Origin of the sequence: Rhodoferax sp. TH121 (genome assembly GCF_002251855.1) — a bacterium.
In the GTDB taxonomy this organism is placed as follows: domain Bacteria; phylum Pseudomonadota; class Gammaproteobacteria; order Burkholderiales; family Burkholderiaceae_C; genus Allorhodoferax.
On the sequence record NZ_NOXW01000021.1, the window covers coordinates 512,849 to 525,117 of the forward strand.

The window sequence follows — 12,269 nt, forward strand, 5'->3', positions numbered from 1 at the left end:
TCACCAGTGCGTCTGGTACAGGCTTACTCTTCTTCGTGCAGCAGGCTCAGGCCAATGGCTCCGCGACGGCGCAGCCACGGACTGGGGCGATAGCGCGTATCACCGTACACCGTTTGCATGTTGAATAGCACTTCCAGCACATTGGTAGGGCCGCACAGGTTGCCCAGGGCCAATGGCCCCATCGGGTAGCCCAGACCGATGGTCACAGCGGTTTCCAGATCGCGGGGGCTGCAAATGCCTTGCTGGCACATGTCAGTGGCAATGTTGACGATGTTGGCCACGACGCGTTGGGTCACAAAACCACCGCTGTCGCGCACCACGCTCACTGCCTTGCCATCGCGCGCAAACAGGGCGTGGGCGGCGTCACGCATGTCGGTCCGCGTGGCCGGGTTGGTTGCCAGCACGCGGCGTTTGGTCGTGGCATCGTCCAGCAGCATGTCGATGCCTACGGTGCGTGCGGGGTCGAGCCGTTCCACCACGGCCACGGTAGTGATGTCAAAGCCCAGTGGGGCCACCAGCGTCAGTGCGGCGGGCGAGGGCGATTGCCCGGTTTCGATCTTGGCGCCCAGATTCTTCAGCAGCATCAGCAGCTCCATGCGGCGCGAGGCACGGGGTGACAGCCATACCGGTGGCATCTCGTCCACCACGGGCACAGGTGCCTCGGCGGGGAGTGTGGCTTGCCCGTCGCTGTAGCGGTAAAAGCCCTCGCCGGTCTTGCGGCCTGTCAGTCCGCCAGCCAGTCGCTGTGCCGTAATCACACTGGGGCGATAACGTGGCTCTTCGTAGTACTGGTGGTAGATCGCCTCCATGACGGGGTGCGACACGTCCAGCCCGGTCAGGTCCATCAGCTCGAAGGGCCCGAGCTTAAAGCCGACCTGGTCGCGCAGAATGCGGTCGATGGTGGCAAAGTCCGCGACTCCCTCGGAGGCAATTCGCAGCGCTTCGGTGCCGTAGCCCCGGCCCGCATGGTTGACGATGAATCCCGGTGTGTCTTGCGCCAGCACGGGGGTGTGGCCCAGGTCCTTGGCGTATTGCTGCAATGCTTGCACCACTGCAGAGGCCGTTTTAATGCCGGGAATGACTTCCACCACTTTCATCAGCGGTACCGGGTTGAAGAAGTGAAAGCCCGCCAGACGTTCCGGGTGCTGGAGTGTGGCCCCCAGCGCTGTGATGGAGAGGGACGAGGTGTTGCTAGCCAGCACGGTAGACGCGGGGGTGCATGCTTCCAGGGCTTGCAGCAACTGGGTCTTCGCATCCTTCCGCTCCACCACGGCTTCCACCACCAATTCGCATGGCGCCAGGTCTTCCAACCCGCTTGCTACGTGAATGCGGGAGAGGTAGGTCTCTGCATCCGCGGGCTGGATACGCTGTTTGGTCACCAGCGTGTTCCATTGCGCGTGCAATTGTTCCCTGGCGGCTCGGGCGGCGTCCGGGTTCAGGTCAAACAGCCAGACGGTGCTGCCTGCCTGTGCTGCAATTTGTGCAATGCCGCGCCCCATGGCGCCGGCACCGACGATGCCGATGTGTTCAAAGTGTGGTTTCATGCCCGGATTATCTGGCGTAGCGGCGAAGATGGAGGGGGCATTTCGGTTGGCAGGGGCGCTTTTGCGCACGCTTGGGGTGTGCGAGAATTGATTGCATCAATGAAGCCGGTCTTTCAAATTAACCATTGCGCCCTTGGGGCGGTGCTCCTGTGTGCCGCCATGGGCAGCAGTGCACTGACGCTGGGCCGCGCCCGCGGAGCGGCCTTGTTGGGGCAGCCTTTGCAGATCACGGTACCCGTGCAGCTCGCGGCGGACGAAGACGCCAGTGGGGTGTGTTTTGAGGCGGATGTGTTCTATGGCGACGTACGGCAAGAGGCCACCCGCGTGGCCATCACGCCCGAGCGCAATGCTGCGGGCCAGCCCACGGCTGTGCGTATTCAAGCCCGTATGCCGGTTGATGAGCCAGTGGTGTCGATCTACCTTCGCTCGGCCTGTGGCGTGTCCACTTCCCGCCGCTACGTGTTGCTGGCCGATTTGGTCTCCGAGATCAGTCCGGCAGTGGTGCCCATTGCTCCTGCCCAACTGACACGCCCATCTGCAGCCCCGCCCTCGGCGGAGCGCTTGCCATCCAGCGCCCCTGCTGCAGTGGAGACAGGAAACGGTACCTCTGCCGCTACAACGACGGCCAAGCCTGTTCCAGTTCCTGCGGTGCCCGCCAAAAGAACTACGCCGCGTGCGGATGCTCCCAAGTCCGGTGGCAAGACGCCAACCACGAGTCGGTCCCGGCTCAAACTGGCCCCTCTGGATTTGTCGCAGGATTGGGAACCCGCGCTCAAGTCGTCCTCGGAGTTGTTGGTCCCTCCGGTGGAGGATGTGCAAAAGCGCCTTGCGGCGGCAGCGCTCTGGAAGACCTTGAACCTCACACCGGAAGAGGTTTTGCAAGACGCTGCGCGTTTGCAAGGCCTCGAACAAAACGTCAGCAAGCTAACTGAGCAAACCGCACAAAATCAGCGCCAGGTGCAGAGCTTGCTGGCGCGGCTGGAAAAATCAGAATCCGAGCGGTACGCCAATCCACTGGTGTATGCCCTTTTCTTGGCACTGTTGGCCTTAGCCGGTGGCATGGGGTGGTTGTTGCACCGACTCCGCAATGCAGGCGATGCACCTTGGTGGCGTGGGCAAGGCGATTCCCAGTTGACGTCTTTGGAACGTGAAACCACTGCCGAAGACAACATCCTCGCAGCCCATCCTCCGCTAGCTGCTGCGCCTGTGGCGGTCATGCCGCCTCCGGCAAAGTCTGAGCCAGCGGTTAGCCGCAAGCCCTTGACCGATGTGGACATCGACTTGCACTTGGACGAGTTGTCGCCACCGGCCCCCGTGGTGACACCGACTGCTTCGGCCCCGCTCTCCTCCCGCATGATGGGTTTGCGCGATTTTTCGCCCAGCATGTCCGGTTCGCTGCGCTCCATCAACACCCAAGAGGTTGTGGATGTACGCCAGCAGGCAGATTTTTTCATGACGCTTGGGCAGTATGACGATGCGATCGCTTTGCTGGAGCACAACATCTCCGACCACGCGGAGTCCAATCCACTGGTCTACCTGGATCTTCTCAAGGCCTTGCATACGCTGAGCCGCAAAGCGGCGTTTGACCGCTATCGCGATGAGTTCAACGCGCTCTTCACCGGCGAAGTGCCTTCCTACAACCAGTTCAACCAAGCCGGACAAGGGCTGGAGATGTACCCTGAGTTGTGTGCCCATATCGCTTCGGTGTGGCCGAGTCGGGCAGCTCTAGAGTTCATTGAAAAATGCCTGGTACGCGACCCCAATGCAGCAGCGGAGGTGCGCTTCGATTTGGAGGCCTTCCGCGAGTTGCTGCTTTTGCACGCGCTGCTGACACGCCTGTCAGGGGAAGCCACCAGTGGTGTGGCACCGTTCAGTACCGCCAAATCGGCTGAGCCGTCTCTGCCACCTGCAGACACTGGCCCGGTTCCAGTGGAAGCCGCATTGCCTGCTACCGACATCGACTTGGATTTGTCGGAGTCTGTGCCGGCCCAAGACAATCTCATCGAATTCGACGCGTCGGGCTTATCATCCCTCACGCCACCCTGGACGCCGCGGCGCTAGAGCCGGGACCGCAGTTAACGCCGTACTTGCAGCGCGCCTGGATTAATGATGTTGGAGGGAGTACCTTTGATGAAATTCACCACGTTGTCGAAGGCCGCACCAAAGTACATCTCGTAGCTATCTTGCTCTACATAGCCGATGTGGGGCGTACAGATGCAATTCTCCAGCCTCAACAGCGCATGCCCTTGTAGCACCGGCTCGGTTTCAAACACATCCACTGCAGCCATCCCCGGGCGACCGCGATTCAGGGCACCAATCAGGGCATCTGCCTCAATCAGTTCCGCCCGTGAGGTGTTGACCAAAAGGGCTGTACTTTTCATGCAGGCGAGGTCTGAGCTGGTGACAATAGCTCGCGTACTGTCGTTCAGCCGCAAATGCAGGCTGAGTACATCGCTGCGGGAGAAGAAATCTTCTCTGTCGGCTGCGCTCTGGTAACCATCTTGCACAGCCTTTTGGCGCGAACTTTCACTGCCCCAGACCAACACGTTCATGCCAAATGCCCGGCCATAACCTGCGACCAATTGGCCAATGCGGCCATAGCCCCACAGGCCTAAAGTTTTTCCATGCAGGACGCTCCCCAGCCCGAAATTGGCAGGCATCGAGCCCGCTTTGAGCCCGGACTGCTGCCAAGCACCATGCTTGAGGTTGCCGATGTACTGGGGCAAGCGGCGCATGGCGGCCAGTATCAGGGCCCAAGTCAGTTCCGCGGGGGCGACAGGGGAGCCCACGCCTTCGGCTACGGCAATGCCGCGTTCGGTGCAGGCCTGTACATCGATGTGTGCACCAGCACGGCCGGTTTGGGCGATGAGTTTGAGGCGGGGAAGTTTTTCGATCAGCGCTCGGGTGATCTGGGTGCGCTCGCGGATCAGAACGATCACGTCCGCGTCCTTGAGCCGAATGGACAGTTGGCCCATGCCCTTGACCGTGTTGGTGTATACCTTGGCCGGGAAAGCATCCAGTTTGGCAGAGCATTGCAGCTTGCGCACCGCATCCTGATAGTCGTCCAGAATCACAATATTCATACTTGCCATTGTGCCTTGGGATGCTGGCTGCCCAAGAGGGCGCAGGGCAAATGTGCCCTGCTTTTGTTACGCGGCTTCGCAGGCGGCCAGGCGGTCCAGCTCGGCACACACGTCTGCCATGCGGCCAGAGATCACCATACGCCCGACCTCGGTGCGGGATTGCCCGCTTTCCAGCACACGGACTACTCGCAGTGGCTTGGATTTAAGGCCATTTTGGCATCTAGCCCCCGTGGATTGTGCGCGAGTAGCTATCAAATAAGGAGCGAATTTGGGCTCCATGGCACGTGTCGCTGGAAAGCCCGGAGTACATATAGGGCGGTTGGGCAGCAACCAGGCGAGCAGTGGACGCAGGGGCGCCAGAAAGTCAGGTTTCATCACGAGGGCAGTGGTCATGGCAGGGCTTTCTGGCGGAATTACATCAACATGGTGTTACGAATCAGGCCCACAGCCAAACCTTCGATTTCGAAGGGTTCGCCCGGCTCGACGACGATGGTCTGGTAGTCAGGGTTTTCAGGGTGCAGTTCGATCAGGTGTTTGTTGCGGCGAAAGCGCTTGACGGTGACTTCTTCTCCCAGGCGGGCCACGACGATCTGGCCGTTTTTGGCGTCCTTGGTGGCCTGCACCGCCAGCAGGTCGCCGTCCATGATGCCGGCGTCGCGCATGGACATGCCACGCACCTTGAGCAGATAGTCAGGCTGGCGCTGGAACAGGCTGTTTTCGACGTAGTAGGTCTGGTCCACATGCTCTTGGGCCAGGATGGGGGAGCCCGCGGCCACACGGCCAACCAGGGGCAGCGCCAGCTGGGCCAGGCCGGGCAGGGGCAATGCAAACTGCTTCATGCGCGACTCTTGCATGGAGCGCAGCACATCGCCCTTGAGGCGGATACCGCGGGAGGTGCCGCTGACCAGTTCGATCACGCCTTTGCGGGCCAGGGCCTGCAAATGCTCTTCGGCGGCGTTGGCCGACTTGAAGCCCAGCTCGGAAGCGATTTCCGCACGGGTGGGGGGGGCGCCGGTGCGCGCAATGGCGCCCTGGATCAGATCCAGAATTTGCTGTTGGCGGGCGGTGAGTTTGGGGCTTTCAAGCATACTGACTCCTTCGTGTTGGGTCGGTGCTGGCTGTGTGTCTATACACACTGTTTTCTCATCCAGTAGCTGTATTTTTAACCAGTTTTTATGCAAATGCAAGCGAGGCGGTGATTTATGGGTAAAAAAGTGGTGGTTTTGGGCACGGGGGGCACCATCGCGGGCCGCGCGGAACGAGGATCAGACAACGTGGGCTACAAGGCCGGGCAGGTGGGGGTGCAGTCGCTGCTGCAAGACATTGCGCCCTTGCAGGACGCCTTGTGTGGGCGTGCGTTGGTCGCCGAGCAGGTGGCCCAGGTGGACAGCAAGGACATGGGCTTTTCCGTGTGGGCTGCCCTGGCGCAGCGCTGCGCTCAGCACTTGCAGGATGCCGAGGTGGATGCGGTACTGATCACCCATGGCACGGACACCTTGGAGGAAACGGCCTACTTTCTGGAGCAAGTGCTGCCTGCCACGCTGTTGCAGTCCAAACCCTTGGTGCTGACCTGCGCCATGCGCCCTGCGTCGGCCCTGACGCCCGATGGTCCGCAAAACGTGCTGGATGCGGTGGCCGTGGCGCTGGACGACATGGCACGTGGCGTGTTGGTGGTGTGTGCCGGCGCGGTACACAGCGCCCGCTTGGTGCAAAAGTGCTACACCTACCGCGTGGATGCGTTTGATTCGGGCGATGCTGGGCCCTTGGCGCTGGTGGAAGAGGCTCGCGTGCGTTGGTTGGGCAACCCTGATCTCGCGCCATCACCCCGCATGGTGGACTTGCCGGCACTGGCCAACGCCCCATGGCCACGGGTGGAGATTGTGATGAGCTACGCGGGCGCTTCAGGTGCAATGGTGCGCAGCTTGGTCGCACCCGATGTCACGGTTCCCCCACTGCGCGGTCTGGTGGTAGCGGGTACGGGCAATGGCACGCTGCATGTGGATCTGGAGACCGCCTTGCTGGAGGCACAGGCACATGGAGTGCAGGTGGTGCGAGCCAGCCGCTGCGCACGCGGTCAGGTGGTGGCGGGGGATGCCCCTGCAGCCTTGCCCCACTCGCAGGGCCTTTCGCCGGTGAAGGCGCGCATCGCGTTGATGCTGGAGCTGATGGCGTAAAAAAAGCCGCAGATGCGGCTTTTTCGGGCGGTGCCAGTAGCGCTTATTGGGTCAGCGCTTCAAACACCCGGCTGGTGATCGCATTCACATCGCCCATGCCGCTGATGGCGCGGTATTTGGGGGCTGCAACAGGGTCTTTGGCTGCCCAGCTGGAGTAGTACTCCACCAGCGGGCGGGTTTGGGCGCTGTAGACATCCAAGCGCTTCTTGACGGTCTCTTCCTGATCGTCAGGACGTTGCACCAGAGGCTCCCCGGTCACGTCGTCTTTGCCCTCCACCTTGGATGGGTTGAACTTGACGTGGTAGGTGCGGCCCGAGGCGGGGTGCGAGCGGCGGCCGCTCATGCGCTCGATGATGGCGTCAAATGGCACATCGATTTCGACCACGTAGTCCAGCTGCACGCCAGCGGCCTTCATGGCGTCAGCTTGGGGGATGGTGCGAGGGAAGCCGTCAAACAGAAAGCCCTTGGCGCAGTCGGGCTGGGCGATACGTTCCTTGACCAGGTTGATGATCAGGTCGTCGCTGACCAGGCCACCGGACTTCATCACGGCATCGGCCTGCAGGCCCAGCGGGGTGCCGGCCTTGACGGCGGCACGCAGCATGTCGCCTGTGGAGATTTGGGGAATTCCGTACTTTTGACAAATGAAGGTGGCTTGCGTGCCTTTGCCAGCGCCGGGTGCGCCCAACAGAATCAGTCTCATGGATATCCTCGGATAGAACAAAAACCTTTGGCGCTTCTTTGGCACCTTGCTGGTGCATTTTTTCTTGCGCGCGTACAGCGCTGGAGAATAGCACGGGCTGCCCCGTGCCTAACTTACAGCTTGGGTGCCATGCCCGCGATGATGGCGCGCACACGCGCCAAATCTTCGGGCGTGTCCACGCCGGGGCCGGGCGCATGCGGGCTCACATGTACCGCGATGCGGTGGCCATGCCACAGCGCCCGCAGCTGCTCCAGCGCCTCCACCACCTCGATCGGCGCCTGGGGCAGGCGCGGAAATTCGCGCAGAAAGCCGACGCGGTAGGAGTAGATGCCAATGTGACGCAAGGGGGCCGGCGAGGGCAGGCTGGAGATGCCATTGGCAAAACCGTCACGCCACCAGCTGATGGGGGCCCGGCTGAAGTACAGGGCGAGGTGCTTGGCATCGTGCACCACCTTGACCACGTTGGGGTTGGCAAAGTCGGCCAGTTCGGTGATGGCGTGGGCTGCCGTGCCCATGCTGGCTTGCGGAGTGGTCTGCAGCAGGGCTGCCACAGCCTGCACGAGGTCGGGGTCCATCAGCGGCTCGTCACCCTGCACGTTGACCACAATGTCCTCGTCGGCCAGGCCCAGAATGTCGCAGGCCTCGGCCAAGCGGTCGCTGCCCGAGGGGTGGTCCTGGCGGGTCAGGATGGCTTGTACGCCATGGGCGGTGCAGGCCTGCACGATGGAGTCGCTGTCGGCGGCCACCACCACGCGGGTTGCCTGGGGCACGCCCTCACGTACGCGCTGGGCCACACGCACGACCATGGGCACGCCGCCCAGGTCGGCCAGGGGCTTGTTGGGCAGGCGGGTCGAGGCCAGGCGCGCCGGGATAAGAACGGTGAAGCTCACAGGCCGAGCTCCGCATCGCTCAGGACGCGCGCTTCATTTTCGAGCAGGATGGGGATGCCGTCGCGCACCGGGTAGGCCAGGCGGGCGCTGCGGGAGATGAGTTCCTGCTGGTCGCGGTTGTATTCCAATGGCCCTTTGGTAACGGGGCAAACAAGCAGTTCGAGAAGTCTGGTGTCCATGTCAGGATGATAGCGGGGCAGGGCGGTGGGGCTGCAGGCAGCGGTCCAGCGCGGCATAGAACTCGGGCGGCGCGGTTTGCACCAGTGGGACGGCGCGCGCCTGCGGGGCAGGCTGCCAGAGCTTGGCGGCATCTTTTTCGGTGCAAATCAGGGTGTAGCCCTCATGGTTATTGCGTGACCAGCTATCAAAATCATAGTGATCTGGCAGCGCCAAGGCACTTTCCAGAGGCCCCCCCTGCGCGCGCAGCATAGAAAAAAAAGCCTCGGGTTGCGCGATGCCTGCCACCGCACGCACGGGCCGGGCTTGCGGAGCCCACAAGGCGGCCAGCGGCTGCCTGTCGCCCGCTGCGCCTAGGGTGTAGTCGGCCAGCTGGCGGCTGGCGCTGTAGCCGGGTATGGCATTGGGGCCGGTGTTGAGTACCAGCAAGTGCTCCGCGCGTTGGCCCACAGCGTGCAGCGCATGCAGCGGCCAAGGCTCGCGCAGCGGGCCGGCTGGCAAGAGCCAGCCATTGCCGGTGCCGCGGCTGTCGAAGACGCACACCTCCACGTCGCGGTAGAGCGCGTAGTGTTGCAGGCCATCGTCGCAGACGATGAGCTGCGTCTGGGGGTGCGCTTGCAGCAGCGCCCGTGCAGCTGCTGCACGCTGGCGCCCCACGTAGACAGGAACCCCGGTCTTGCGATGCAGCAGCAAGGGTTCATCGCCTACCTCTGCAGGCGAGGCAGCGGCGTGCACCGCCAGAATGGCATCGCCATGGCGGCCGTAACCGCGTGAAACGATGCCGACTTGCCAGCCTTGGGCTTGCAAATGCGCAACGATCCCCATCACGGTGGGGGTCTTGCCAGCACCGCCAGCCAGCACATTGCCGACCACTATGACGGGAACAGGCAGGCGCTGGCTGGGCAGCCAATGCCAACGGTACAGCGTACGCCGCAGCGCCACCAACGCAGCATAGACACCGGCGATCGGACGCAGTGTCCAGGCCAGCACACCGCGACCCGTCCAGGCCTGCAGCAAGGCCTGTTGCAGGCCGGGGCGCATGGTCTATTGGCCGCCCGCCTGGGCGGAGGACTGGGTGGCGAAGGTGATCTGGTTCAGCCCGGCACGGCGGGCGGCTTCCATCACGGTGACCACGGCCTGGTGTTTGGCACTGGCGTCAGCACTGATGATGACCACGGTGTCTTTGCCAGCCTTGGCGTTGTCTGTCAGGGCCATAGCCAAGCTGTCGAGGTTGCGGCCTGCAATAGCGTTGCGGTTAACGCTGTAGCTGCCGTCAGCGCTCACCGCGACGATGAGTTCTTTGGGGTAGTCGCGTTGGGCATCGGTGTCGGCGACGGGCAGCTTGAGCTGTAGTTCGGTGAACTTGCTGTAGGTGGTGGACAGCATCAGGAAGATGAGCACCACCAGCAACACGTCAATAAAGGCGATCAGATTGATCTCGGGCTCGTCCTGGCGGCGGTGGCGAAAGTTCATGATGTAGCGTGTCCTGCGGTGTCTCAGCTCACTTGCGCATGGCTTTGAGGTGCCGGTTCAGGTGCTCGGCAGCCAGCTCCAGGGTGAGCAGGTAGCTGTCGACCCGGGCGCGGAAATAGCGCCAGAAAATCAGCGAGGGGATCGCCACAATCAAGCCAAACGCGGTGTTGTAGAGCGCAATCGAGATGCCGTGCGCCAGCTGCGCGGGGTTGCCCCCCGTGCTCCCGCCAGGGGCTTGCGAGCCGAAAATCTCAATCATGCCCACCACGGTGCCGAACAGACCCAGCAGCGGTGCAGCCGATGCAATGGTGGCCAAGGCGCCGAGATAGGTTTCCAGACGTTGGGTGACCTTGCGCCCAGCACCCTCCATGGTGGCGCGCACATCGTCTTCCGAGATATGCGGATCCGCATTCACGGCGCGCAGACCGCTGGCCAGCACTTCACCCAGGGCCGAGTTTTTTTCGAGCTGGGAGACGACGTCTGGGGCCGGCACGCTGGTGCGGGTGACGCTGAGCACCTCTTCCAGCAAGCGGGGGGGCGCAACCTTGGCCACTTTGAGGCTGATGAACCGTTCAATCACAATGGCCAAAGCCAGAATGGAGCAGGCAATCAAGGGCCAGATCGGCCAGCCTGCGGCTTGTATGATGGAAAACAAGAGTGAAACCCCACGCAGAGTAAAAAGCTGGCTGATTATGGCGTACCCAGGTGTGCCCATTTTTCACAAAATGTGTGGATAAGTATGTGGGCAACTGCACCTGCCAAGCCTCCCAGGCCCGTCTGCATGCGGGTGCGAACAGTTTGATGACAAATACAGCAGTGAAAAAACCAATCCATTCAACCACTTGCCACGCACGCCTGTGCGGTGGCGTGTACCGGGGCTGTGTGTATGGCCGCGTTTGAGTCCGCGCTTCCCACGCGGCGTGTATGGCCGGTGTCGGCACTGTGCCGCGACTTGGCAGATACCCTGGATGCCCGCTTCAATCCGGTGCGGGTCACCGGGGAACTGGCCAGTTTTACGCGCGCCAGCAGCGGGCATTGCTACTTCACCCTGAAAGATGCGCAGGCCCAGTTGCGCTGCGCCATGTTCAAGCGCGCCGCCTCGCAGCTGGATTTCGCCCCCCGCGAGGGCGAGCTGGTGGAGTTGACAGGGCGTTTGGACATCTATGGCCCACGGGGAGATTTGCAACTCATTGTGGAAAGCATGACGCGCCAAGGGCAGGGCAATCTGTTTGAGCAGTTTATGCGCCTGAAGGCGGAGTTGGAGGCCGAGGGGCTGTTTGATGCAGCGCGCAAGCGGCCATTGCCTGCGGTGCCACGTTGCATCGGCCTGGTGACCTCGTTGGGCGCAGCGGCCCTGCACGACGTGGTGACCGCTCTGCGCCGGCGGGCCCCCCATGTGCAGGTGTTGTTGGCGCCGTCCTTGGTGCAGGGCGAGGGGGCTGCTCCTGCGCTGGTGCAAGCCTTGGAGTCGCTCTACCGTTATCGGGGCACCCAGTCGGGTGGTGTGGAGGCCATTATGTTGGTGCGTGGAGGCGGCTCCATGGAGGACTTGTGGGCCTTCAACGATGCGACCTTGGCCCGCACCATTGCCGCTAGCCCCGTTCCTGTGCTCAGCGGTGTCGGGCACGAGACAGATTTCACTATTGCCGATTTCGTGGCGGATGTGCGAGCGCCTACGCCCACGGCAGCGGCCGAGATGGTCAGTCCTCCAACTCAGCAGCTGAACGACTTGGTGGATAGCCAGCAAAACCGGCTGCAAACGGCCTTGATGCGCGTGGTGGACCGGCAGGCGCAACGTTTGGATGGTGTGGCTGCCCGCTTGGGCCGCCCTTCGTCTATGGTGGTGCAGCGCAGGGCAGGATTGGAACACTTGCGCCAGCGTCTGCGGCATGCGGTGGCCTCCGAAGTGCTGCGAAAGGGCGCTGCCGTGCAGCATGCCCAGCAAGGCTTGTTGCCCAGCTTGGCGCGGGCCCACCAAGCCCAGCTGGAGCGCACTGCCCGTGCAGGCTTGCGCCTAGAGCTGCTGGACCCCAGCCTGGTGTTGCGCAGGGGTTATGCCTGGCTGAGCGACAAGTCCGGCCACGCCGTGACCCGGACCAGCCAGCTTCATGCCGGTGACCCCGTTCGTGCCACCCTTGCTGATGGCGCGGTTGATTTTGTGGTTGCCCAACAGGCTTCCAATTAGTTTCTACAATTCTGCTTTCTTGCTAACCAACCCAGAGGACTCC

The 12,269-nt window shown here is 62.5% G+C and carries 13 protein-coding genes; 3 read left to right on the forward strand and 10 right to left on the reverse strand.

Going from position 1 to position 12,269, the window contains the following annotated elements; all coding sequences use genetic code 11:
- Nucleotides 1–23: 23 nt before the first annotated feature.
- The gene (locus tag CHU94_RS12485) at nucleotides 24–1,544 is read right to left on the reverse strand and encodes a 3-hydroxyacyl-CoA dehydrogenase (RefSeq protein WP_094480310.1); all 1,521 of its coding nucleotides are present in this window, start codon (nucleotides 1,542–1,544) and stop codon (nucleotides 24–26) included.
- Nucleotides 1,545–1,643: 99 nt separating this feature from the next.
- Between CHU94_RS12485 and CHU94_RS12490 the strand changes: the two genes are divergently transcribed.
- On the forward strand, nucleotides 1,644–3,605 hold the full coding sequence (locus tag CHU94_RS12490; protein ID WP_094480312.1) for a FimV family protein: 1,962 nt from the start codon (nucleotides 1,644–1,646) through the stop codon (nucleotides 3,603–3,605).
- A gap of 14 nt (nucleotides 3,606–3,619) precedes the next feature.
- On the opposite strand, the gene CHU94_RS12495 is transcribed toward CHU94_RS12490, so the two are convergent.
- The 3 genes from CHU94_RS12495 to lexA all read right to left on the reverse strand — a co-directional run bounded on the left by CHU94_RS12495 (nucleotide 3,620) and on the right by lexA (nucleotide 5,715).
- Nucleotides 3,620–4,627 (reverse strand): D-2-hydroxyacid dehydrogenase family protein, encoded by a 1,008-nt coding sequence (locus tag CHU94_RS12495; protein WP_094480314.1) that lies wholly within the window; start codon nucleotides 4,625–4,627, stop codon nucleotides 3,620–3,622.
- Between the two features lie 66 nt (nucleotides 4,628–4,693).
- Nucleotides 4,694–5,020 (reverse strand): hypothetical protein, encoded by a 327-nt coding sequence (locus CHU94_RS19080; protein WP_141211457.1) that lies wholly within the window; start codon nucleotides 5,018–5,020, stop codon nucleotides 4,694–4,696.
- Between the two features lie 20 nt (nucleotides 5,021–5,040).
- Nucleotides 5,041–5,715 (reverse strand): transcriptional repressor LexA, encoded by a 675-nt coding sequence (gene lexA, locus CHU94_RS12500; RefSeq protein ID WP_094480316.1) that lies wholly within the window; start codon nucleotides 5,713–5,715, stop codon nucleotides 5,041–5,043.
- A 114-nt stretch (nucleotides 5,716–5,829) separates the two neighbouring features.
- Between lexA and CHU94_RS12505 the strand changes: the two genes are divergently transcribed.
- Nucleotides 5,830–6,801: an asparaginase gene (locus tag CHU94_RS12505; RefSeq protein WP_094480318.1), complete on the forward strand. Its 972-nt coding sequence runs from the start codon at nucleotides 5,830–5,832 to the stop codon at nucleotides 6,799–6,801.
- 43 nt (nucleotides 6,802–6,844) lie between these two features.
- Here the strand turns inward: CHU94_RS12505 and adk are convergent, their stop codons facing one another.
- The 6 genes from adk to CHU94_RS12535 all read right to left on the reverse strand — a co-directional run bounded on the left by adk (nucleotide 6,845) and on the right by CHU94_RS12535 (nucleotide 10,696).
- Nucleotides 6,845–7,501: an adenylate kinase gene (adk, locus tag CHU94_RS12510; protein WP_094480320.1), complete on the reverse strand. Its 657-nt coding sequence runs from the start codon at nucleotides 7,499–7,501 to the stop codon at nucleotides 6,845–6,847.
- 113 nt (nucleotides 7,502–7,614) lie between these two features.
- Nucleotides 7,615–8,391, reverse strand: a complete 777-nt coding sequence (gene kdsB / locus CHU94_RS12515) for a 3-deoxy-manno-octulosonate cytidylyltransferase (RefSeq protein WP_094480322.1) — start codon at nucleotides 8,389–8,391, stop codon at nucleotides 7,615–7,617.
- Nucleotides 8,388–8,570 carry a Trm112 family protein gene (locus CHU94_RS12520; protein WP_094480325.1) on the reverse strand — a complete coding sequence of 61 codons (183 nt, stop codon included), beginning with the start codon at nucleotides 8,568–8,570 and terminating at the stop codon, nucleotides 8,388–8,390. The genes kdsB and CHU94_RS12520 overlap by 4 nt, the downstream gene beginning before the upstream one ends.
- Before the next feature lies 1 nt (nucleotide 8,571).
- Nucleotides 8,572–9,609, reverse strand: a complete 1,038-nt coding sequence (gene lpxK, locus CHU94_RS12525; protein WP_094480327.1) for a tetraacyldisaccharide 4'-kinase — start codon at nucleotides 9,607–9,609, stop codon at nucleotides 8,572–8,574.
- Between the two features lie 3 nt (nucleotides 9,610–9,612).
- Nucleotides 9,613–10,041 carry a biopolymer transporter ExbD gene (locus tag CHU94_RS12530; RefSeq protein WP_094480329.1) on the reverse strand — a complete coding sequence of 143 codons (429 nt, stop codon included), beginning with the start codon at nucleotides 10,039–10,041 and terminating at the stop codon, nucleotides 9,613–9,615.
- A gap of 28 nt (nucleotides 10,042–10,069) precedes the next feature.
- Nucleotides 10,070–10,696, reverse strand: a complete 627-nt coding sequence (locus tag CHU94_RS12535) for a MotA/TolQ/ExbB proton channel family protein (protein WP_094480331.1) — start codon at nucleotides 10,694–10,696, stop codon at nucleotides 10,070–10,072.
- Nucleotides 10,697–10,927: 231 nt separating this feature from the next.
- On the opposite strand from CHU94_RS12535, the gene xseA reads away from it, so the two are divergent.
- A complete protein-coding gene (gene xseA, locus CHU94_RS12540) occupies nucleotides 10,928–12,226 on the forward strand; it encodes an exodeoxyribonuclease VII large subunit (protein ID WP_094480333.1) in 1,299 nt (432 codons plus the stop codon).
- Nucleotides 12,227–12,269: the final 43 nt, after the last annotated feature.

Excerpts from the sequence above, each read along its gene's own strand:
- CHU94_RS19080 (WP_141211457.1), bottom strand. The coding sequence starts at position 5,020 with ATGACCACTGCCCTCGTGATGAAACCTGACTTTCTGGCGCCCCTGCGT.
- CHU94_RS12495 (WP_094480314.1), bottom strand. The coding sequence starts at position 4,627 with ATGAATATTGTGATTCTGGACGACTATCAGGATGCGGTGCGCAAGCTG.
- lpxK (WP_094480327.1), bottom strand. The coding sequence starts at position 9,609 with ATGCGCCCCGGCCTGCAACAGGCCTTGCTGCAGGCCTGGACGGGTCGC.
- CHU94_RS12505 (WP_094480318.1), top strand. The coding sequence starts at position 5,830 with ATGGGTAAAAAAGTGGTGGTTTTGGGCACGGGGGGCACCATCGCGGGC.
- CHU94_RS12530 (WP_094480329.1), bottom strand. The coding sequence starts at position 10,041 with ATGAACTTTCGCCACCGCCGCCAGGACGAGCCCGAGATCAATCTGATC.
- lexA (WP_094480316.1), bottom strand. The coding sequence starts at position 5,715 with ATGCTTGAAAGCCCCAAACTCACCGCCCGCCAACAGCAAATTCTGGAT.
- CHU94_RS12520 (WP_094480325.1), bottom strand. The coding sequence starts at position 8,570 with ATGGACACCAGACTTCTCGAACTGCTTGTTTGCCCCGTTACCAAAGGG.
- CHU94_RS12485 (WP_094480310.1), bottom strand. The coding sequence starts at position 1,544 with ATGAAACCACACTTTGAACACATCGGCATCGTCGGTGCCGGCGCCATG.
- adk (WP_094480320.1), bottom strand. The coding sequence starts at position 7,501 with ATGAGACTGATTCTGTTGGGCGCACCCGGCGCTGGCAAAGGCACGCAA.
- CHU94_RS12490 (WP_094480312.1), top strand. The coding sequence starts at position 1,644 with ATGAAGCCGGTCTTTCAAATTAACCATTGCGCCCTTGGGGCGGTGCTC.
- xseA (WP_094480333.1), top strand. The coding sequence starts at position 10,928 with ATGGCCGCGTTTGAGTCCGCGCTTCCCACGCGGCGTGTATGGCCGGTG.